12 protein-coding genes and 1 pseudogene are annotated in these 21,940 nt (G+C 63.2%); 7 read left to right on the top strand and 6 right to left on the bottom strand.

Annotated elements, in window-relative coordinates:
- Positions 1–277 precede the first annotated feature (277 nt).
- A complete protein-coding gene (locus tag HGEM_RS05835) occupies positions 278–1,000 on the bottom strand; it encodes a thiamine pyrophosphokinase (protein ID WP_019128489.1) in 723 nt (240 codons plus the stop codon).
- Complete coding sequence (locus HGEM_RS05840) at positions 997–1,734, bottom strand: HAD family hydrolase (RefSeq protein WP_019128490.1); 738 nt, start codon at positions 1,732–1,734, stop codon at positions 997–999. Before HGEM_RS05840 ends, HGEM_RS05835 begins: the two co-directional genes overlap by 4 nt.
- 420 nt (positions 1,735–2,154) lie before the next feature.
- Between HGEM_RS05840 and glgB the strand changes: the two genes are divergently transcribed.
- The 7 genes and pseudogenes from glgB to HGEM_RS05875 all read left to right on the top strand — a co-directional run bounded on the left by glgB (position 2,155) and on the right by HGEM_RS05875 (position 15,602).
- On the top strand, positions 2,155–4,485 hold the full coding sequence (gene glgB, locus HGEM_RS05845) for a 1,4-alpha-glucan branching protein GlgB (protein WP_081580857.1): 2,331 nt from the start codon (positions 2,155–2,157) through the stop codon (positions 4,483–4,485).
- 68 nt (positions 4,486–4,553) lie between these two features.
- Complete coding sequence (locus HGEM_RS05850) at positions 4,554–6,980, top strand: glycogen/starch/alpha-glucan phosphorylase (RefSeq protein ID WP_019128492.1); 2,427 nt, start codon at positions 4,554–4,556, stop codon at positions 6,978–6,980.
- A gap of 90 nt (positions 6,981–7,070) precedes the next feature.
- Positions 7,071–8,216, top strand: coding sequence for a glucose-1-phosphate adenylyltransferase (locus HGEM_RS05855; RefSeq protein WP_019128493.1), 1,146 nt, complete (start codon positions 7,071–7,073; stop codon positions 8,214–8,216).
- Between the two features lie 4 nt (positions 8,217–8,220).
- Positions 8,221–9,326: pseudogene (gene glgD, locus HGEM_RS05860) on the top strand (glucose-1-phosphate adenylyltransferase subunit GlgD).
- 126 nt (positions 9,327–9,452) lie between these two features.
- Positions 9,453–11,687, top strand: a complete 2,235-nt coding sequence (glgA, locus tag HGEM_RS05865; RefSeq protein WP_019128494.1) for a glycogen synthase GlgA — start codon at positions 9,453–9,455, stop codon at positions 11,685–11,687.
- Between the two features lie 214 nt (positions 11,688–11,901).
- A complete protein-coding gene (locus HGEM_RS05870) occupies positions 11,902–15,216 on the top strand; it encodes a 4-alpha-glucanotransferase (RefSeq protein WP_019128495.1) in 3,315 nt (1,104 codons plus the stop codon).
- 92 nt (positions 15,217–15,308) lie between these two features.
- A complete protein-coding gene (locus HGEM_RS05875; RefSeq protein ID WP_019128496.1) occupies positions 15,309–15,602 on the top strand; it encodes an FmdB family zinc ribbon protein in 294 nt (97 codons plus the stop codon).
- A gap of 437 nt (positions 15,603–16,039) precedes the next feature.
- Here the strand turns inward: HGEM_RS05875 and HGEM_RS05880 are convergent, their stop codons facing one another.
- From HGEM_RS05880 to priA, 4 genes are all read right to left on the bottom strand, one after another.
- Entirely contained in the window at positions 16,040–17,467 is a 1,428-nt protein-coding gene (locus HGEM_RS05880) for a transcription antitermination factor NusB (RefSeq protein ID WP_019128497.1), read from the bottom strand.
- A complete protein-coding gene (gene fmt, locus HGEM_RS05885; protein ID WP_019128498.1) occupies positions 17,464–18,396 on the bottom strand; it encodes a methionyl-tRNA formyltransferase in 933 nt (310 codons plus the stop codon). Before fmt ends, HGEM_RS05880 begins: the two co-directional genes overlap by 4 nt.
- 220 nt (positions 18,397–18,616) lie before the next feature.
- Positions 18,617–19,153, bottom strand: coding sequence for a peptide deformylase (gene def / locus HGEM_RS05890; RefSeq protein ID WP_019128499.1), 537 nt, complete (start codon positions 19,151–19,153; stop codon positions 18,617–18,619).
- A gap of 152 nt (positions 19,154–19,305) precedes the next feature.
- Positions 19,306–21,918 carry a replication restart helicase PriA gene (gene priA / locus HGEM_RS05895; RefSeq protein WP_230197228.1) on the bottom strand — a complete coding sequence of 871 codons (2,613 nt, stop codon included), beginning with the start codon at positions 21,916–21,918 and terminating at the stop codon, positions 19,306–19,308.
- Between the last annotated feature and the right edge of the window lie 22 nt (positions 21,919–21,940).

Consider the following 21,940-nt stretch of genomic DNA (forward strand, 5'->3'; position numbering starts at 1 on the left):
AACACGCAAAGGGATTGTTATATGCGTTGTTTTGAATACGCATTGAAATGGACGAAAAGGGCGCTGGTTTGGTATCCAAATATGCGCTAAATCGGTCTTTCTTCCTTGCATTTAGAGGTGTCCATTCTCAACCGTGCTGGTAGAGCGGGTTACGGCAAGCCTTATACCAGGTGTGTCAGAGAAACGCACCGACGAAATCCATGATGAATAACCGATTTAGCGCAAATTTGGTTAGCAGGGCTGGCGAGAGGGGATCACTAAACCGAAAGCCGGCTGATCAAGCGCCAGCGAAGTAGCCTTTGAATGCCCAGGCGGCAATGACGCCCTCGTGGCACATGATGGCAGCGCCGTCTGAGTCGATCACGTTGGAAACTCCAAGATCAGAAAGGAGCGCGACGCGCTTGTGATCGAGGTTCCAGCGCATACCTCGCTCGGAGACGACCGCCTCCACTGAAAGAGGGATGAACGTGAACCGCTCATCGCGATGGCAGGCAAGTTCCCAGCAATCCCCCGCCTTGAGGATACGCTGCACAAACGAATCTTCCCAGACTTCAACGCAACCACTATATGCAGCGAGGCGGCCGAGCACTGCGAGGGCATGATCGGGCGCGCCACCCGACATGCATATACACCGCAGGTTGGCATCGGGCCAGCGGCGGGCAACCTCGGCGAGGGCCAGCCCCAAATCGGTATCGTCCTTATGGGGGTCGTAGCGCACCACATCGAAGCGGTGGGCAAGGCGCTCCCCCGCTACATCAACGGGAGCTTGGGAGGCGTTCGGCTCAGCGGCGCTCTCGGCAGCTCGAACGAGCCCGGCGCCGGCAGGGCTCACCGAATCAGCGTCTCCGCAGAAAAGATCGCACCTTATACCCGCCGCAAGCAGGGCATCAAGCCCGCGGTCGATTGCAATGACGGCAGAGCAATCTTTCGCCGCACGCCGCAGAGTATCGCCAGACGAGGGTTCGGGAGAACCTCCCACGAGCAGGACACGGTGCGTCATGAGCGCCCCTCCGCATCAAGGGAAAGGCTGCCACCCGCATGAGAGGAAGCCGGATATTCCGCGATGCGTTTCAGCGAAAGCTCCTTGAATGAATCAATTGCAATATCCGCAAGGGAGAACACCTCTTCACGCGTGCCGCGCCCAGCGGGGTCAAAGATGCCTACCGTGTTGTAGCCAGCACGGCCCGCACTGAGCAAACCGAAGGGAGCATCCTCGAACACCCAGACATCGGAGCGGCTCACGTCGGCAAGGTTGCAGCGCTCGCAGGCGCGACGCAGGGCAAGATCGTACACATCGGGGTGCTCCTTCGAGCGACCCGCCTCACCGGTGGTTGTTACCTCAGGGAAAAACCGATCAAGCCCGTTGGCAGAAAGCCCCAGACGAACCAGATGAGCCGGCGTCGAAGTGGCGATAGCAAGAGCGATGCCCGCCTCTGATGCCGATTCGAGAAAGTCCACCACGCCGGGAAGAACCACGATGTTCTGAGAATACTCCTGCTCAAGCATGTCGTTAAAGCGATCGAGCACCTCTTTGCCGGAATTTCCAACGCCCCAGGTCTCGTGATATGCCGCGCACTCATCCTCGAAAGACAGATGCTCGAACCGGGCAAAATCATCGGGCGTGGTTTCGACGCCGTACGATGCAAGCAGCTTGGGTTGGCAGCTTAGCCACATGCCCATAGAATCGAGCAGAGTGCCGTCGCAGTCGAACACGAACACCGGGGGATACGCCATAGCTCGGGCCTTCCAATCTTCGCACGGGCGCGCGGCGCCCCAGCAGGTCACAAACGCCGCCATGGTACCACACCAAGCCCGCAGCAAGGTTAGGAGAACGCAAGCATCGGGGTATATTTCAGCCAACCGCACGCCTACGAAACAATAGCTACCGCCCCTCGGCTTACTGGGTAAACAGAGCTCCTCCGGTGGTATCCTAGACACGTCCAGGTTCCACTTGCCTCTGCTCGTGGAACAGAATCGATCGTTATGCTGAGGCACTCCGGAACCCGCGACAACTCTATCGATGGCGGTACGCCGCCCTGACGATTGGAAGTGCGCGTGAAGAAGAGCGAAGCGACCCCGAAGACGTCTGCCTCCGGCACTGCAACTTCGGCTGGTCAGGAACCGTGCCTCATCATCACCGAAAACGATAGGTATATGTTTGCCGCCGGCACCTGGCAGCGCAGCTGGGAGAAGCTCGGCGCCCACCCCGATGTCCAAGAGGGTGTGAGCGGCTGGCATTTCGCCGTCTGGGCACCCGACGTGAAATCCGTCCATGTAGTAGGCGACTTCAACGATTGGAACCCCACGGCGAACCCGCTCTCCCCGCTTGACTCGAGCGGCATCTGGCAGGGCTTCGTGGGCGGACTCGCAGAAGGTGACCTCTACAAGTTCGTGATCGAGACGAACGACGGGCGCATGCTCTACAAAGCCGACCCGTATGGCTTCTACGCCGAAGATGTCCCGGGCACCGCGTCGCGCCTCATGGACCTCAAGGGTTACCAGTGGGGCGACGACGCCTGGCTCGAAGAGCGCCGCGCACACAACCACATGGAGCGCCCGCTTAACATTTACGAGGTTCATCTGGGCAGCTGGAAACGCCATGGCAACGAGCCCCAGGGCGAGCCGGACGAGAACGGCAACTATCCCGGCCCCGGCGATCCCTTCCCCGCCCAGCGCGGCACCTACTACTCTTATGACGACCTCTCGGTCGAGCTCGTCGACTACGTGCGCGATATGGGCTATACCCATATCGAGGTCATGCCCGTCATGGAACACCCCTTCGATGGCTCCTGGGGCTACCAGCCCACGGGCTACTACGCGGCGACCGCGCGCTTCGGCACGCCCAAGCAGTTCATGCATTTCGTCGATGCCTGCCATGAAGCCGGCATCGGGGTGATCCTCGACTGGGTACCCGGCGGCTTCTGCGCCAACGACGAGGGCCTCGCCACCTTCAACGGCAAGATGCTCTTCGAGCGCGAGATTCACCCGAACTGGGGAACGCATAAGTTCGATTTTGGACGCGGCGAGGTGCGCAGCTTCCTGGTCTCCAACGCCCTATTCTGGCTCGAGAACTTCCATGCCGACGGCATCCGCATGGACGGCGTCTCGAGCATGCTCTATCTCAACTTCGGCGTGGACGATCCCGGCCAAAAGAAGTTCAACAAGTACGGCACCGAGGAAGACCTTGACGCATCGGCATTCATTCGCCAGGTCAATGCTGCCGTGGGCCGCGAATTCCCCGATGTCATGATGATCGCCGAGGAGTCGACCGCCTGGCCGCTCGTGACCTATCCGCCCGAGGAGGGTGGCCTGGGCTTCCACTACAAGTGGGACATGGGCTGGATGAACGACACCCTGCACTATATGCAGACCGATTTCCCCTGGCGCCCGGGCAACCATCGCATGCTCACCTTCTCGATGATGTACGCGTTCAACGAGAACTTCATCTTGCCGCTCTCGCACGACGAGGTTGTCAATGGCAAGTGCTCGCTCATCGGGCGCATGCCGGGCGACTGGTGGCGCCAGTTCGCAGGACTCCGCGCCCTCGCGTTCTACCAGGCCACGCACCCCGGCGCGCAGCTCTCGTTCATGGGCGACGAGATTGCCGAGTTCATCGAATGGCGCTACTACGAGTCCATCGAATGGTTCCTCACTGAACAGTTCGCCACGCACGCGCGGCACCAGCAGTTCATCAAGGCGCTTAACCACCTTTATAAAGACGAGCCTGCGTTCTGGGAGCGCTCCTACACCGACGACGGCTTCTCGTGGATCGACGCCGATAACTCCCAGCAATCCATCATCACCTTCGTGCGCCGCGGCGAAGATCCGGCGAACGACCTCGTCGTGGTGATCAACTTCGATCCGGCCTCCTACGAGCAGTTCCACCTTGGCGTGCCGAGCGAGGGCGAGTGGAAGGTCATCTTCAACTCCGACGACCCCGAGTACGGCGGAAGCGGCTACACCGACAACGAATCCTATATGAGCGTCCCGTACCCGTGGAACGGCCGCGAAAACTCGCTCACCATCGCGCTTCCCGGGCTTTCCGGCCTCGTGCTCAAGCGCGTGGGGCCAAGCACCTTCGTGCCGCCCGCGCCGAAGCGCCGCTTGACCGCCTACACCGAGGCGCCGATCACCGACCCGAGCGCCGCGCCCACCAAGAAGCCGGCACCCAAGCGCTCGGCAGCAGCCGCGAAGACCACGACCTCAAAGGCCTCCACGGCCAAGAGGACCACGTCGAAATCGGCTACCAAGACTTCAGCCACCAAGGCTTCAGCCGCGAAATCTTCGGCGGCGAAGACCACGACCACGAAGACCGCTACAAAGACGACTAAATCGGCTTCCACCAAGAAGACGACCACGGCGAAGACCACGGCCTCGTCTGCCAAGAAGAAGACGGCTACCGCCGCTTCGACAAGCAAGGCGGGAACAAAGACTGCTGCTAAGGCCACCGCTAAGAAGACCTCTACCCCAGACTCCGAGAAGTAGGAGGCAGGGGATCCCAAAGGGGACATATCTGACCGCGTACCGCACGGTACAGCATTGGAAAGGAACGTATGAATACCGTTTTCGAAAGCAAAGAGGAGTTTATCGAGCTCTACGAGTCGTCGGTAATGTCGCTCTCGGGCAAACCGTTCGAGGATACGAGCGACATCGATCGCTTCAACGCGCTCGTAAAGCTCATCGCCTCCAAATCGCGCGCCATCCAGACCGAGACCGAGGAGCGCGTGAAGGAAACCGGTCAAAAGCGCGTCTACTATTTCTCAATCGAGTTCCTGATCGGTCGTCTGCTCGATAACTACCTGCTAAACCTTGGCATCCGTGACCTTGTGAAGGACGGCCTGGCCGAGCTTGGGTGCGACCTCAACGCGCTCGAGGAGTACGAGCCCGATCCGGCGCTCGGCAATGGCGGCTTGGGCCGCCTCGCCGCCTGCTTCCTCGACTCCATGGCGCACGAGGGCATCGCGGGCTACGGCAACGGCATGCGTTATCGCTACGGCCTCTTCAAGCAGGAGATCGTGAACGGCGCCCAGCACGAGACCACCGACGAATGGCTCTCCCACGGCTACCCCTGGGAGGTGCGCCGCCCGGACAAGGCCGTCCGCATCGGCTTCGGCGGCCATGTCGAGCAGTATGAGCGCGACGGGCGCATGTGCTTCCGCACCGTGGATACCGAGGACGTGCTCGCCGTACCCTACGACATCCCCGTGGTGGGCTATGGCGCCGAGACCGTCAACAAGCTGCGCGTCTGGAGCGCGGAGCCCGTCGAGGAGGTCTTCGACCTCGAAGCCTTCAACCGCGGCGACTACGCGGCAGCGGACCGTCATCGCGCCGAAGCCGAGGCCATCAGCGCCATCCTCTACCCCAACGATGCGGGTGAGCACGGACGGCTCCTGCGCCTTAAGCAGGAATACCTCTTCGTGTCGGCGGGCCTCTCGAGCGTGCTCGACACCTTCCGCAGCGAGCACGGCTCCGACTGGAAGCTCCTGCCCCAATACGTCGCGATCCACACCAACGATACCCACCCGGCCATGTGCGGCCCTGAGCTCATGCGCGTCCTCATCGACGAGGAGGGCCTCGAGTGGGACGAGGCGTGGGATATCACCACGAAAACCATCTCCTACACCAACCACACGATCCTGCCCGAGGCGCTCGAGAAGTGGCCCATCGACACCTTCTCCAAGCTGCTCCCGCGCCTCTACATGATCATCGAGGAGATCAGCCGCCGCTGGCGCGACGACTTCGACCGCTCCGCGTCCGACTGGCAGGATCGCCTGCGCCAGACCGCCGTGCTCTGGGACGGCCAGGTGCGCATGGCGTGCCTCTCGGTGATCTGCAGCCACTCGGTGAACGGCGTGGCCAAAATCCATACCGACATCCTGAAGCGCGACACTCTGAAAGACTTCTACGCGCTCACCCCCGAGAAGTTCAACAACAAGACGAACGGCATCGCGCACCGTCGCTTCCTCGCCGAAGCGAACCCGGCCTATGCCAAGCTCATCACCGAGGCCATCGGCACGGGCTGGCTCGATAACGCCGACGAGCTCGCCAAGCTCGTCGAATTCGAGAACGACCCCGCCTTCCTGGAGCAGGTGGGCCGCGCCAAGCATGACAACAAGGTGCGCCTGGCCAACTACGTCAAGCGCGAATGCGACCTCGACATCGACCCCAACACCATCTTCGACGTGCAGGTCAAGCGCTTCCATGCCTACAAGCGCCAGCTCCTGAACATCTTCAAGGTGATGGACATCTACAACCGCCGCCTCGCCGACCCCAACTTCCGCGTGGCGCCCACCACCTTCATCTTCTCGGGCAAGGCCGCCTCGAGCTACGCCTTCGCCAAGGAGACGATCCGCCTCATCAACTCCGTGGCCGACGTCATCAACAACGACAGCCGCGTGAACGGCGTGATGAAGGTCTGCTTCATCCCCAACTTCCGCGTCTCCAACGCCCAGCTCATCTATCCCTCCGCCGAGATCTCCGAGCAGATCTCGACCGCCGGCATGGAGGCCTCGGGCACCTCGAACATGAAGCTCATGATGAACGGTGCCATCACACTCGGCACCATGGACGGCGCGAACATCGAGATCGTGAACCTCGCCGGCCGCGAGAACGAGAAGATCTTCGGCCTCACCGCGCCCGAGGTGGACGAGCTCCGCGCGAGCGGCATGCATTTCGCTTGGGATATGTACAACGGCGATCCCGACCGCTTGGGCCGCATCATCGACGAGCTCACCGACGACACCTTCGCCGGCCTCTCGGGCAGCTTCGAGAGCATTCGCCACGAGATCATGCTCAACAACGACGCCGACTTCGTGATGAAGGACTTCCATTCCTACGTCGAGGCATGGGAAGAGCTCACCGCGAGCTACAGCGACCATGCAGCATGGAACAAGATGGCTCTGCACAACACCGCGTCCTCGGGCTGGTTCTCGAGCGACCGCACGATCCGCGAGTACCGCGACGAGATCTGGGGAGCGTGATGTCCGCGAACGTATAGGAGCCGACCGTGCCCTCCTCGCGGGCCTAAACGCGGGGCTGGAAAGGATTAGGACCATTTAGAAGGAGAACAGATGAGCAAAAAAGAATGCATCGCCATGCTCCTCGCTGGAGGACAGGGATCGAGGCTCGGGGCGCTCACATCGAAGATCGCGAAACCCGCGGTCTCATTCGGGGGGAAGTATCGCATCATCGACTTCACGCTGTCCAACTGCGCGAACTCCGGCATCGACACCGTCGGCGTGCTCACCCAGTATCGTCCCTATCAGCTTCATGCCTACCTCGGTTCCGGTGCTGCCTGGGACCTCGACGAGCTGGGCGCCGGCATATCCATCCTGCCCCCGTATGCCACGCAGGAAGGTGGCGCGTGGTACGCGGGCACTGCCGATGCCGTGACGCAGAACCTCGACTACATCAAGTCTCACGACCCTGAGTACGTGATGATCCTTTCCGGCGATGCGCTCTATCGCATGGACTATCGCGCCATGCTCGATGCGCACATCGCCAACCAGGCCGACCTCACGATCGCGGTCATGCCCGTGCCCTGGGAGGAGGCCAGCCGCTTCGGCATCCTTACCGCCGACGAGGACGGCCGCATCACCAAGTTCACCGAGAAGCCTGAGAAGCCCGATTCGAATCTCGCGTCCATGGGCATCTACATCTTCACGGCGGACTACCTCATCAAGACCCTTGAGGACGACGCCGCGGACCCGCGCTCGAGCCACGACTTCGGCGGCGACATCATCCCCGGCGCGCTGGCCGCGGGCAAGCGCCTGTTCGTCCACGAGTTCCATGGCTTCTGGCGCGACGTCGGCACCATCGCGAGCTACCACGAGACCTCGATGGACCTTCTTGGCCAGAACCCCGCATTCGACCTCTTCGACAACACGACGCCGGTCATGTCGAACGATACGACGCGCCCGCCGCACTACATCGGGCCCGACGGCCGCGTTGACGACTGCCTCATCTCTAACGGCTGCAAGGTCCTGGGCACCGCCCGCCACTCCATCATCTCCACCGACGCGGTCATTGAGGAGCGCGCCGTGGTCGAGGACTCCGTGCTTCTACCCGGTGCCGTCGTGAAGTGCGGTGCCCACGTGAGCCGCGCCATCCTGGGCGAGAACGCCGTGGTCGAAGAGGGCGTGAAGCTCGGATCCGTCGATACAACGAAGGACACCGCCGTCGTTGGAAACGACGTGGTGATCGGGAAGGGGGAATGATCCGATGATCAACCATAAGGCCATCGGCTACATCACTGCCAACTACGCGAGCGAGGCCACGAGCGTGCTGCTCGACTCGCGCCCCATCGCGTCCATCCCGTTCATCGGGCGTTACCGCCTGATCGACTTCCCGCTCTCCAACATGGCGAACGCCGGCATCAAGACCGTCGGCCTCGTGATGCCCGGTAACTACCGCTCCATCATCGACCATGTGGGCCACGGCAAGGAGTGGATGCTCGACCGCAAGAAGGGCGGCCTCTTCCCTGTTCCCGGCTCCCCCTTCGGTGGAACCAAGCGCGGCCGTCGCTTCCTGCTGCGCGACATCATCGCCAACAAGGAGCTCTTCACCCGCGCCCAGGAGCCGTATGTGGTCATGATGGGCTCGAACATCATCTTCAACCTCGAGCTCGACGAGACCATCGCCGCCCATGAGCGCTCTGGCGCGGGCATCACCATGGTCTACGTCAAGGCTGAGCGTAGCCAGACCGACTGCACCTCGCTCGTCATCGGCGACGCGGGCCGCGTGAGCCACGTGAAACTCGGCTGCGAGTACGGTGACAACAAGTTCCTCGACTGCTTCATCGTCAACCGCGACCTCCTGCTGCAGATCATCGACCGCTACGCCACGTCGGATTATCTCGATGTCTTCGAGGCCACCGAGCCCGACTTCTCTCTCATCGATGTGTGCAGCTACGAGTTCAAGGGCCTTGCGATGGGCATCTTCGACGAGAAGACCTATTACGAGCGCAGCATGGAGCTGTTGAACCCGTCGCGTCCGACCAACTCTTCCGTCGCGACCGTCCGATTCTTACCAAGGCCCACGACGCGCCCCCGGCGAAGTACTCGACCGGCAGCAATGCCACGAACTCCCTCATCTCCGCCGGCTGCAAGATCATGGGCACCGTGCGCAACTCCATCCTCGCGCGCGGCGTCGTGGTGGAGAGCGGCGCCAGCGTCCAGGACAGCATCATCATGCAGTCCTGCACCATCAAGAGCGGTGCTCGCGTGGAGCGCGCCATCATCGACAAGAACAACACCGTGCCTTCGAACACCGTGGTGTGCGGCACGCCCGATGATATCCTCGTCGTTGGTAAAGGACAGATGAACTAACCGACGACCCCCGTGCATACGAGGTATCATTAGAACCGCCGCTCGGGCATCCCGGGCGGCGGTTTGCGAAACCCGGCACCGCGCCGGAACGCAGCAGCCCTTTTGGGCGAGAGTTGGGAGAATAGCATGTCAGATAAAAAGATGCAGGTGGTGTTCGCCTCTGCGGAGGCGGCCCCGTTCGTCAAGACCGGTGGCCTGGGCGATGTCGCGGGATCGCTGCCCCGCGCGCTCGTAGCCGCCGGCGCCGACGTGATCGTCATGGTGCCCAAATACGGCACCATCGCCTCCGAGTACACCGACCGCATGGAGCACGTCGCCGACTTCTACGTGAGCCTTGGCTGGCGGAACGAGTACTGCGGCCTGGAGCGCCTGGTCATCGACGGCGTCACGTACCTCTTCATCGATAACGAGCGCTACTTCAAGCGCGACTACCCCTATGGCTTCTTCGATGACGGCGAGCGCTTCGCCTTCTTCTCGAAGGCCGTGACCGAGAGTCTGCAGCACCTGCCCGAGGGCTTCCAGTGCGACGTGCTCCATTGCAACGACTGGCACACCGCCCTCGCACCGGTGTTCCTCCGCGAGTTCTACCAGGGCCTTCCGCTCTACGAGCGCGTGAAGACGGTCTTCTCGATTCATAACATCGCATTCCAGGGCCAGTACGCCGACACCATCTTGAACGATATCCTCGGCATGGCGCACATCCCCAACGCCGCGCGCCAGCTGCGCTGCGACGAGCGCTCGATCAACTACATGCAGGGCGCGCTCGATTACTCCGACGCCATCACCACGGTGAGCCCGAGCTATGCGTGGGAGATCCAGACGCCTGAGTACGGCGAGGGCCTCGACGGGATCTTGCGCCGTCGCTCGAACGTGCTTTCCGGCATTCTGAACGGCATCGATACCGACGCCTGGAACCCGGCGACCGACCCGATGATTCACGCCAACTACTCCGCGGCAGATATGTCGGGCAAGAAGGCCTGCAAGGCCGCCCTCCAGGAAGAGCTCGGCCTCGAGGTGCGCGACGACCGGCCGCTCATGGTCATGGTCACGCGCCTCACCCGCCAGAAGGGCATGGACCTCGTCACGTACGCGCTCGACCGCATCCTTTCCGGCGGCGTGCAGGTGGCCGTGCTCGGCACCGGCGATTACGAGGAGCCGATGCGCTACTTCGCCAATAAGTATCCGGGCACCTGCGCTGCGCGCATCACATTCGACAACGCCCTCTCGCATCGCATGTATGCCGGCGCCGACATGTTCCTCATGCCGTCGCTCTTCGAGCCGTGCGGCCTCTCGCAGATGATCGCCATGCGCTACGGCACCCTGCCCGTGGTGCGTGAGACGGGCGGTCTCCGCGACACCGTGGCCCCCTACAACCAGTTCACCGGCGAGGGCACGGGCTTCACGTTCGCTAACTTCAACGGCGACGAGATGGGCGACGCGGTGTTCCGCGGGGCACGCCTGTACTGGGACGACCACGCAGCATGGGATCAGCTGGTGCAAAACGCCATGGCAGCCGATTTTAGCTGGGTCCGCTCTGCCGATGAGTACATGAACCTCTACCACAACCTGCACCCCGAGATCGACATCACGAAGCCCGAGCCCGTCGTTCAAGAGCCTGAGCCTGCTGAGCCCACGGCTGTTGAGGCCGAGCCCGCGGCACCGGCACCGGAGCCAGCGGTGACGGAGGCTGAGCCCGCACCGAAGACCGAGCAAGCTGCCGAGCCCGCCAAGAAGACGGCTGCGAAGAAGACCACCGCATCCAAGACCGCCGCGAAGAAACCGGTGGCGCGCAAGACGGCAGCAACGAAGTCGACCGCTACGAAGGCTGCCGAAAAGCCTGCCGCGAAGGCAACGGCCACCAAGCCTGCAGCATCCAAGGCTGCAGCCACCAAGCCTGCAGCATCCAAGGCTGCAGCCACCAAGACGACGGCGGCCAAGGCCACGGCAACTAAGACGACGACCAAGGCAACGGCATCTAAGGCAACAGCCGCAAAGACCACGGCCAAGAAGCCGTCCACCGCATCGGCGACCAAGACTGCCACCAAGTCGACCACCACGAAGGCCGCTCCCGCCAAGGCCGCCGCAGCGAAGACGGCAGCGGATAAGCCTGCTACCGCAGCCGCAACGGCCCCGAAGGCCGCCGCAGCGAAGACGGCACCAGCCAAGGCAAGCACCTCGAAGGCAGCCACCTCATCGGCAGCAAAGGCGACTGCAAAGCCCGCGACCCCCAAGGCGACGGCAGCAAAAGCAGCGGCCCCGAAGGCCGCCGCGCAGGATTCCTCCGCCGCGACGCCAGCTGATAAGCCGGCCCCCAAGGCAAAGAGCGTTTCCGCAGCTAAGCGCACGACGCGCAAACGCTAGCGCGCTTCCACAGCCTCTACAGGGAAGGCGGGCAGGCACCAAGGTGCTTGCCCGCCTTTTGCTTGCATAGAAATCCAGATTGCCCAGTGAATGCAGCGAATATACTACCAGATGGCATGATAGCGCCTATAATTAAGAAGTTTGTCTGCTGCTTGGACCGCCATCTCCTCCCCAAGAGAACGGCGATACAAGAGCTCGTCATGATCGGACTTCTATGAGACTCATTCACAACAGCCGCCTCTCGCAGTTCCGCTTCCCCTTCGGTGCCGTCGAGAGAGGAACGGATGTCACCCTCTCGGTGCTCGTCGAGGATGCCGAACCGCGCACCATCTCCATCGATCTGCGCGTCTGGATCGACGGGAAGGGCGAGACGATCATTCCCCTGCGCTATGAGGCCGACGGCATCTTCACCGTCACCCTACCCTGCCCCGAGCCCGCACTCATGTGGTATCGCTTCAATGTGACGGCAACGTTCGAGGACTCAACCCGTACCCTCTACCTCGGCGCACCCGAGGGCCGCACGGGGGGCGAGGGCGCCACGTACACCTACCCTGAGTGCCCGTCATTCCAGCTTACCGTCTATAAGCACCGCGCCATCCGCCCCAGCTGGTACGAACGCGGCATGGTCTACCAGATCTTCCCCGACCGCTATCGCCGGGACGCTGCGTGGCGGGAACGCTGCGAGCGCGTGATTGAACAGCCCAAAGCTGGCATCCCGCGCCGTATCGTCGAAGACTGGGACGAGCCTCCCTGCTATGAGCGCGCAGAAGACGGCTCCATCGCAAGTTGGGATTTCTATGGCGGCTCCCTAAAGGGCATCACCGCGGACCTTGACCGGCTCGCCGAGATGGGCATCACCGCCATCTACCTCAATCCCATCTTCGAGGCAGCAAGCAACCATCGCTACGACACCGCCGACTACCTCAAGATCGACCCGATGCTCGGCACTGAGGAAGATTTCCGCGAACTCTGCGGAGAAGCCGGCACGCGTGGCATCTCGATCATCCTCGACGGTGTATTCAACCACACGGGCGATGATTCCGTCTACTTCAACCGCTATGGCAACTATCCCGAGCCGGGTGCCTGGCAGGGCGAGGGCTCGCGCTGGAAAGACGCATACCATCTCAACGAGGACGGAACCTATGCGAGCTGGTGGGGCATCGGCAACATGCCGGCGCTGAACCAGGATTCGCTCGCCGTTCGCAACCTCCTCCTTGGTGAAAACGGGGTCATCCGCCGCTGGACGCGCGCCGGCGCACGCGGCTGGCGCCTCGATGTGGCCGACGAGCTGCAAGAGTCGCTCATCTCGGATATCCGCCGCGTGCTCCTTGAGGAAAAGCCCGATGGGGTGCTTATCGGCGAGGTCTGGGAGGATGCCTCCAACAAGATCAGCTACGGCTATCCGCGCCACTACCTGCTTGGCAACGAGCTCGATTCAGCAATGAACTACCCGTTCCGAGACATGGTGCTCAACTTCCTGCTGGGCCATGCCGGCGTCGCAGACGCCGTCGAGGCCATCGAGAGCCTGCGCGAGAACTACCCCCGCGAGGCGCTCGCGTGCTGCCTCAACCTCTTGGGCAGCCACGACCGCCCGCGCATCGCCTCGCTGCTCGGCGGCGGCCCCGACGAGAGCAAGCTCCCTGAGGAAGAGCGCGGCCGGTGGAGGCTTTCGCCCGAGTCCATGGGACTCGCCAAGAGCCGCTTCTGGCTGGCAACGCTCATGCAGATGACCTTCCCCGGCGTTCCATCCGTCTATTATGGCGATGAGTTCTGCCTCGAGGGGCTATCAGACCCCGGCAACCGCCGCACGATGCCGCTTGAGAAGGACATCCACGACCGCGACATGTTCGACATCATCCGCAACGCGTCTGCCGTGCGGCGCGCCCTTCCGTTCATGGTCGACGGAAGCATCGAGTCGTTCGTGCCCGAGGGCGCTGACGACGACGTGCTCGCCTACACGCGCCGGGGAGCTCAGAGCGAGGCAGCGACGGTGCTTATCAACCGGAGCTCGTGCGAGAGCCACACGGTGCGCGTTCCTTCCCTGGGTCCGTGCGCGACCGATATCATCTCGGGCGGCGAGCTTGCGCCTGACGAGGATGGCATGGTTGAGTTTACGCTTTGGCCCTTCGGCTCGGCGGTGATCTATTTCCACGAAGAGGAGCGCCTGCAGCTTCCCATGGAGCCCGGAGCGGGCGTGCTCTGCCACGTGACCTCCCTACCCGATGAATCGGGCAAAAAGGGCTCCCTCGGCGACGTTGCCAAGCGCTTCATCGACCATCTGAAGGCCATGGGCATGCGCTACTGGCAGCTCTTGCCGGTCAACCCCACCGACTCCTTCGGGTCGCCGTATTCCGGCCCGTCGGCCTTCGCGGGCAATATCGCGCTGCTCCCCGAGTCCGAAGACGAGCTACGGCGCGATTATCGCCGCTGGCGCATGACGGGCGGTCCTAAGCTCGATATGGATTTCCGCGCGTTCAAGAAGCGCCATGCGAGCTGGCTCAAGCCCTATTGCGCCTTCATGGCGGTGAAAGCGCATTTCGACGACGCCCCGCGAAGCGAATGGCCGGCCGAGTTCGCACGCTACGACGAAGCCTTCCTAAAGGACGATCGCTTTGCCGCAGAGGCGGAGGCGCAGGCATACCTCCAATATCGCTTCGATACCGCATGGCGCGAGATTCTTGCCTACGCCCATCAACACGGCATCGGGGTGATCGGTGATATCCCCATGTACGTCTCGGATGATTCCGCCGACGTCTGGTGCGCGCCCGAGCTCTTCAACCTCGATCGCGATGGCCGCCCGACCGAGATCGCCGGCGCGCCGCCCGATGGCTTCGCTCCCGAGGGGCAGGTCTGGGGCAATCCAACGTACCGCTGGGACCGCATGCGCGAGACCGGGTACCGTTGGTGGCTCGACCGTCTCGCCCGCGCGTGCGACCTGTACGACTACGTGCGCCTCGACCATTTCCTGGGGTTCCATAACTACTACAGCATCCCAGCCGGCATGCCGGGTAGCGACGGGAGGTGGCTGGCAGGCCCTGGGATCGACCTCTTCCGAGCCGCGCGCGACGAGCTGGGAGCGCTTCCCTTCATTGCGGAGGACCTCGGCATCCTCACGCCAGGCGTTCGCTCGCTCATGAGCACCTGCGGTTTCCCCGGCATGGACGTGCTCGAGTTCGCCGACTACGATGTGCGAAACGGGCTGCATCCGCACCCCGGCAAGGTGTTCTACACCTCCACGCATGACACGACGACGCTCGTGGGCCATTGCGCGAGCTCGCTCGTTGCACCGGATGACGATAATGCCGCGCGCGAACTCGGGGCACGGCTGGTCAAAGAGGCGCTCGAGAGCGATGCGCGCGTGGTCATGATGCCGCTGCAAGATGTTCTCGGCCTCGGTGACGAAGCGCGCATGAACGTACCCGGCGTCGCGAGCGGCAACTGGAGCTGGCAGGCGTGCGAGGAGGACGTTGCTCGGGCGATTGAGCCTACCGCCGCCCTCATGCGCGAGACGGGCCGTTTCGCATCGTGAGCCGAGCAGCCGTCGCTTCATCTGTTGCTAGATGAGCGATTAGGGTACAGTACCGTTGTTTGTTTGAATGCAATCCTTTCGTTGGGAGAACTATGGCACGCTATGATTACCGTTGCACCGCATGCGGTGAAGTCTTTGAAGTTGAGCACGCGATGACCGAGCGCCCCGAGGTGAGCTGCCCGAAGTGCGGTGCGAAGGCCGAGAAGGTCTTCACCGCGAGCGGCATCAAGTTCGCAGGAAGCGGCTTCTACAACACTGATCAGCGCGGAGGGAGCTCCTCGACGGAAGCGACCTCTGGATCGAGCGACAGCAGCGCATCTACAGATTCCGGCGCTTCTGCCGGCTCGTCGCATTCCTGCGAGAACTGCCCGCACAAAGACGCGTAGGCGCACCTACCCAATACGACCTGCTACCTGCGCTGGCTCACGCGTTTGTGGGCCAGCGCTTTCTGTTGCAAATCCAAACGGCTCCGACGAACCCGCGAGCGCGCCAGATGTCTCCCCTGCATGTGAAAACCGCTCAACGTGTATCCGGCGTGGCCCGCATGCACGGCAACGCCGGGTCGCATGAACGACAACGCCGGGTTGTATGCACCGCCTCGCCAAGGCGGTTTCAACTTTTGGGCACTTCAGCGGCATACGAGAAAGTATCACTCAGAAGACCGAAAGAAAGCAGCAGGTAAATGGCTTGCCTTTTCGCACTTTCGCGCTCGATACTCAGCAACCCCGCAATCAAGTGCCCAAAAGTTGAAAACTCGCTCCGCATGCTTCTCGCAAGAGGCATTCAGAGCGCTGAGTAGAACGATATGAAGCCCGCACAATCGCTAAACGGTTTTGCGACGGACAAACCGGGCGCAGAAATGACCATCGAAGCTGTCGAGCGCGGGAACGGTTTGGAAGAGGCCACGATTGGTTTCCTGGGAGCGCACGTATGCGGCCGCATCAGCGAACTCAGGGCGCTCGAATATCGGAGCCTGCGAGACGGGCGCGAGCGCGAAGCCATGACAAGCCTCACTATTGAGAAAAGCATCAACCACCGCCGCGTTTTCCTGCTGGAGCACCGAGCAGGTCGCGTAGATAAGCTGCCCGCCAGGACGCACGCGCCGCGCCGCCTCGGCAAGCAGGGCAAGCTGCAAGCCAGGCATGTCGCGATCGATATCTTCAGGCAGAAGGCGCCAGGGAATCTCGGGGTGGCGACGCATGGTGCCCGTGCCGGTGCAGGGCGCGTCTACAAGCACGCTATCGAAGAGGCGCCGCTCCCCTGCCCGACGATCAGTTTCGGAAAGGGCGCGATCAAGATCGCAACCATCACCGGTGACGAAGCAGACGCAATCGATGAGCCCCGCGCGCTCGAGGCGACGGCGATTCAGGCGATTCTTCTTCTTTGAAAGCTCAACCGCAACAGCCGAGCGCCTCATGCCGCAGCGAGTCGCTTGCGCCGCCATGACGAAGCTCTTGGTACCGCGGCCCGCGCCAACCTCGAGGCAGTCGCCCGGCATCGTGGCAGCCGTTGCCACCACCTGGGCATTCAGATCGCAGACCGCAACGGCAGAACGCTTGGGCAGATCGGTGTGCATAAGCTCTGAGCTGGCGACCGGCGCGATGCAGCCGGGTAGCTCGGCAACATCGGAAGCGCCGACGCGCAGGCTCGCAAGGACGTCTTCCGCCGTAGCATCATGCGGGTTGAGGTGCACCGCAACAGGGGCCGGCTCAAGCTCGCAACCAAAGAGCAGGCGAGCGCGCTCGAAACCAAGCGAGGAAATGACCTCCCCTGCAAGCCATGCCGGCAGGCCCGCCGAGCGTGCAGCCGAGACCGTATCGCGCTCGGATCCCGCCGGAACATCCTCGGCAGCCAGATACACCCCTCGGTCGGCAACGATGCGCCGGAGCACGGCGTTCGCGAAGCCTGCAGCGCTCTTTGCGCGGGTGCGCACGAGCTCCACGCCCTGGCTCACCGCCGCCCGGGGCTCAGTGCCCAGATAGACGATCTCGAACGCCGCGATGCGAAGCGCCTCGCGAATGCGGGCGTTCATACGGCCGGGCTTCTCACAGTAGGTATCGATAAGCTCGTCGAGGCAGCCATAGGTTGCCACCACACCGAGCACAAGGCGGGTCGCAAGGCCGGCGTCTCGGCGGCTCAGCTCACGCAGCTCCGGCGAGGCGTCGAGGCCATCGCGGGCATAGGCTCCGCTTTCCTCAAGATCGAGCAGGATATCGAGGGCAACCCGACGCGCGGGTGAAAGTTCCGTCACGAGAGCGTCTCCCAACTGCCCTCGCGCTCGCGCTGCCCCGCAGCCCATGAAGCGGCGTCCATCGCACGCTTTCCGTCGGGCTTGAGCTCAAGGACCTCGATGATTCCATCCGAACAGCCCATGTACAGCCGCTTATCGTGGATTGCGAATGCTCCGGCTTCAAGGTTCGAGATGGAAGAGGATGCGAGCGCTTCTTGCGCCGAGACGATTCGAGCTGCCTTGCCTGCTACGACACAGCGAGCAGGCGCCGCATCCGAGGAAGCGAGCACGCGGCGCACGTTATCGCACGCACTCGCCGCGGGGTCAAGGCGCATCTCGGCCTTGGAAATCTTTGCCGCATGGGTGACGAGCGACTCATCCTGCACGGTCCAGGGCGCGGTGCCGTCAACAATCGAGGGAAGCATCTTAACGAGCAGGTCGCCGCCGAGCTGGCCGAGCTCCGCGGTAAGCTCGTCCGCGGTCTTGCCCGGAACGCTGCACGAAGCCTGCGCGCAGTAGTCGCCCGTATCGACCCCCTGGCCGATGTGCATGATGGATACGCCCGTTTCGGCATCGCCGGCAAGAATGCAGCGCTGGATGGGAGCCGCGCCGCGCCAGCGGGGCAGAAGCGACGCGTGCACGTTCACGCACCCGGCAGGAGCCATGGTGAGGACCTCGTTGGGCAGGATGCACCCGTAAGCCGCCACGCAGAACACATCGGCTTGAGCGGCACGCAGCGCCTCGAGCGCCTCAGGGGTCATGCGCGCGGTCTCGAGCACGGGAAGACCGAGCTCGAGCGCCGCCTCCTTAACGGGAGAGGGCTCGAGCTTCTTGCCACGCGAGCGAACCGCATCGGGCCGCGTGACCACGAGGGCAACATCGAAGGCGGCATCGAGCGCCCTGAGCGAGGGCACAGCGAAGGCCGGCGTTCCCATGAATACGACACGCATGAGGGCTCCTTTCTGAAGCGGCAACCAGGCCGTGCGCTCTTCGCTTCGGACAGTCCTCGCAGGTTCAGCTTTGCTGAACCTGCTGTGGAACTCGTGGCGAGCGCACGGCCCGGTCGCCTCACGAAACTCGTAGGGATAAGAACATGAGGCGGCTGCGGAACTCACGGCGGGCAAACGGAATCGGAGGGGGCTCGAAACTCGCGCAGGAAAAAGAGGGTGCTTACTCCGTTTCGCCGGGCTTGGCTCCGCGGCGCAGCGCCTCCTGGTACTCGCGCATGGCATGCATGCGCTGGGCAGGCTCGAGTCGCTCGAACATGGTGATGCCGTGCAGGTGGTCGATTTCGTGCTGCAGGCACACGCAGAACACGCCGCCCTCGGCCTCGTACCGCATAAGGTTCGCATCGAGGTCGTACGCCTCCACCACCACGCGGTCAGGACGCTTGATCTCGCAACTCACACCCGGGATGGAAAGGCATCCTTCCGAGAAGGGGACGAGGTGGTCAGACTGCTCGACGATAACGGGATTGATGAGAACGATCGGATCGTAATCGTCAGCCGACTCGTAGTCCGTGTCGATGACCACCATCTGCACGAGCTCGCCAATTTGCGGGGCGGCAAGGCCGACTCCGGCATTTTCGAACATCTCGCGCTTCATACGCTCGGCGAGCGCCTCGATTTCGGGCGTTATCTCTTCGATGGGCTTGCACTCCTGCCGCAAGCGCGGGTCGGGAGAAAGCACGATTCCGTTCACTTCCATGGCAACCTTCCCTATGTCGGCGCGCCGCCTGCGCGCGGTACTCTCAAACGCTAACCACTGTACCCCCACGTGCCGCGCGCGAACCTGCCACCAGCAGCGCTTCACGATAAAACCCGCAGGCACGGGGTAAGACAAAGAGCCGCCCCTTTGCCTCACATGAGGTCGTAAGGGTCGACGTCGACGGAGATGCTGATGCCGCGCTCCTCGCCCACGCGGGCCAGCGCCTCGGCGATAGCAGACGAGACATCGTAGTCGAGCGGGGCCTTGACGAGGAAATGGAAACGATACCGGTCCTTCGCCCGCTCGATGACACAGCTCGCGGGTCCGAGCACTACGGGAAGACCGCCCACCACCAGACCGCTGCCCCTTCCCGCAGATGCCGGCGCCCTGAGCTTGAGCACGCGCCGCACCTCCGTGGCAAAGCGATCGGCAAAGGAACGCGTGCGCTCCTCCGAGCGGCCGCGGCACACGACGTTCACCAGGCGCACGTAGGGCGGGTACTGGGCATCGAGGCGCATGGCAAGGTCGTGGCTGAGGAAGACCGAGCGGTCATGCGACGCCACGGCACGGATGACGGGGTCGTGCGGCAGATAGGTCTGGATGATGACCTCGCCCGGACGCTCGCCGCGCCCCGCTCGACCGGCCACCTGCTCGAGCAGATCGTAGGCGCGCTCGCTCGCACGGAAATCGGGCATCTTGAGCGCGTAGTCGGCATTGATGACGCCCACGAGCGTGACCTCGGGGAAATCGAGGCCCTTCGCGATCATCTGCGTTCCCAGCAGCACGGCGCACTCAGCCGCGTCGAATTCCTCGAGGAGCCGGGCGTGGCCATCCTTGCCGCGCGTGGAGTCGGCATCCATGCGAATCACGGCAACATCGCTCGGGAGCAGTTGCCTGAGGGCATCTTCTACCTGCTGCGTCCCCAACCCCATCTTAGCGAGATACGGGCTCCCGCACTGCGGGCAACGCGAGCCTGGCGCCGGATACGGCCACACGCGATAGACCGACCCGCACGTATGGCATTCAAGGGTATGCGTGCGCTCATGGTAGGTGAGCGCCGTCGAGCAATGCTTGCACGTGGGAACGCATCCGCATTCCCGGCACATGAGAAACGGAGCGAAGCCGCGACGGTTATGGAGGAGCACCGCCTTCTCACGGCGCTCGACGATACCCATGAGCGCATCGTGAAGCGGGCGGGAGAATATCGATCGGCTTCCGCCGGAGAACTCGCGCCTCAAATCTGCCACGACGATGCGCGGAAGCACCGCGCCGCCGGGACGCTCAGGCATCTCGACTCGAGTCCACGCCTGGCCGCGATGAGCCCCCCGGCGGCAGCGCTCGAGCGCCTCAGACGAGGGCGTGGCGGATCCCAAGACGAGCGGGCAGCCATAGCGCCGCGCCATCTCGGCCGCAACATCGCGCGCATGGTAGCGCGGGCTCGAGCCCTGCTTATAGCTCTGCTCGTGCTCCTCGTCGATGATGATGATGCCGATCTCCCGGTACGGGCAGAACAACGCCGAGCGCGCGCCCACAACAACGCGCGCAGCCCCGCTTCGAACCATATCCCATTGGTCGAGCCGCTCCCCGTCAGAAAGGCGCGAGTGGAACACGGCAACCGCATCCCCGAAGCGCGACCTGAAACGGCCGACCGTCTGCGCGGTGAGCGAGATCTCGGGCACGAGCACGCACGCGGACTTTCCCGCCGAGAGCACGGGCTCGATGGCGGAGAGGTAGACCTCCGTCTTGCCCGAACCGGTCACCCCGTCGATGACCACCACATCGCCGGCCTCGGCCTTCCGCGCGCGCTCGATGGCGGCAAGCGCGGCGCGCTGGCCTTCCGTCAAGCTTTCCGGAACCTGCGCGCGCGCAGACGAGAGACAGTGCTCCTCAGACGGCACGCCGCGCCAGGCACGACGTTCCTCGATGGCAACGATGCCCTTCTTCTCAAGCGTTCTTATCGTCGCCGACATGCTGGAATAGAGGAAGTTGAGCTCGCGCGTGGTCACCGGCCCGCAGGACAGGGCCTCCATGAGCTGGCGCTGGCGATGCGCGTTGACGGCGGGCCTATAGCCGCGGCCTTCGTCGGTAAGGGTCACCCACCGCTCGTGCACCTCCTTCGTCTTGGGTCGCTCCACCTCGTAGCTGCCGTCCTCGAGCTTGCGCACGCGCGGCGTTGCCTTGGGAGGCAAGAAAAGACGGAGGCATTCAGCGACCGAGGCAACGTATTCGCGCGACATCCAGAAGGCGAGCTGCGCAGACACCGGTCCGAAGGCACGCTCGGCGAGCACGGAGCGCACAGGCAGCACGCGCTCGGGCGCAAGGCCCGCCGCTCCCGGCAGCTCAGCAAGCTCGGAAGCGCGCATGACGACGTAGCCGGCAACCATGCGGCGATGGAACGAGACGAGCACGATGGCGCCCGGCACCGCCTCCCCATCAAACGATGCGGGAACCGCATAGGCGAAGGGATCAGACAGCGCACGCGAGGGAACGTCGACCACCACAGAGACGTAGCCGCACACGGGCTCCGAACCCTGCGCAAGCCGGCGCTCGCCTGAAGCCGTCACGGTATCGGGAACGAGGCCGGCCGCGGCGCGCGTTCTGCCAGCGCCCCGGGAGGACACGGTGCCATCCGGCGCTACAGCCCCCTCCGAAGAGGCATCCGGGGTAGCGTCAGCCGGGCGAAGCGGCTCCATGCCATCGGGAGAGCACGCTCCCCCGGCGCCCTCTTCCCCTACCAAATCCCACAGCGAAAGCTGCTCAGCCATGCACATCAAATCCCGCGAATGG

This window comes from Enorma massiliensis phI (genome assembly GCF_000311845.1).
Classification (GTDB): Bacteria; Actinomycetota; Coriobacteriia; order Coriobacteriales; family Coriobacteriaceae; genus Enorma; species Enorma massiliensis.

Excerpts from the sequence above, each read along its gene's own strand:
- HGEM_RS05870 (WP_019128495.1), top strand. The coding sequence starts at position 11,902 with ATGAGACTCATTCACAACAGCCGCCTCTCGCAGTTCCGCTTCCCCTTC.
- glgB (WP_081580857.1), top strand. The coding sequence starts at position 2,155 with ATGTTTGCCGCCGGCACCTGGCAGCGCAGCTGGGAGAAGCTCGGCGCC.
- HGEM_RS05850 (WP_019128492.1), top strand. The coding sequence starts at position 4,554 with ATGAATACCGTTTTCGAAAGCAAAGAGGAGTTTATCGAGCTCTACGAG.
- glgA (WP_019128494.1), top strand. The coding sequence starts at position 9,453 with ATGTCAGATAAAAAGATGCAGGTGGTGTTCGCCTCTGCGGAGGCGGCC.
- HGEM_RS05855 (WP_019128493.1), top strand. The coding sequence starts at position 7,071 with ATGAGCAAAAAAGAATGCATCGCCATGCTCCTCGCTGGAGGACAGGGA.
- def (WP_019128499.1), bottom strand. The coding sequence starts at position 19,153 with ATGGAAGTGAACGGAATCGTGCTTTCTCCCGACCCGCGCTTGCGGCAG.
- HGEM_RS05835 (WP_019128489.1), bottom strand. The coding sequence starts at position 1,000 with ATGACGCACCGTGTCCTGCTCGTGGGAGGTTCTCCCGAACCCTCGTCT.
- HGEM_RS05875 (WP_019128496.1), top strand. The coding sequence starts at position 15,309 with ATGGCACGCTATGATTACCGTTGCACCGCATGCGGTGAAGTCTTTGAA.
- fmt (WP_019128498.1), bottom strand. The coding sequence starts at position 18,396 with ATGCGTGTCGTATTCATGGGAACGCCGGCCTTCGCTGTGCCCTCGCTC.
- priA (WP_230197228.1), bottom strand. The coding sequence starts at position 21,918 with ATGGCTGAGCAGCTTTCGCTGTGGGATTTGGTAGGGGAAGAGGGCGCC.
- HGEM_RS05840 (WP_019128490.1), bottom strand. The coding sequence starts at position 1,734 with ATGGCGTATCCCCCGGTGTTCGTGTTCGACTGCGACGGCACTCTGCTC.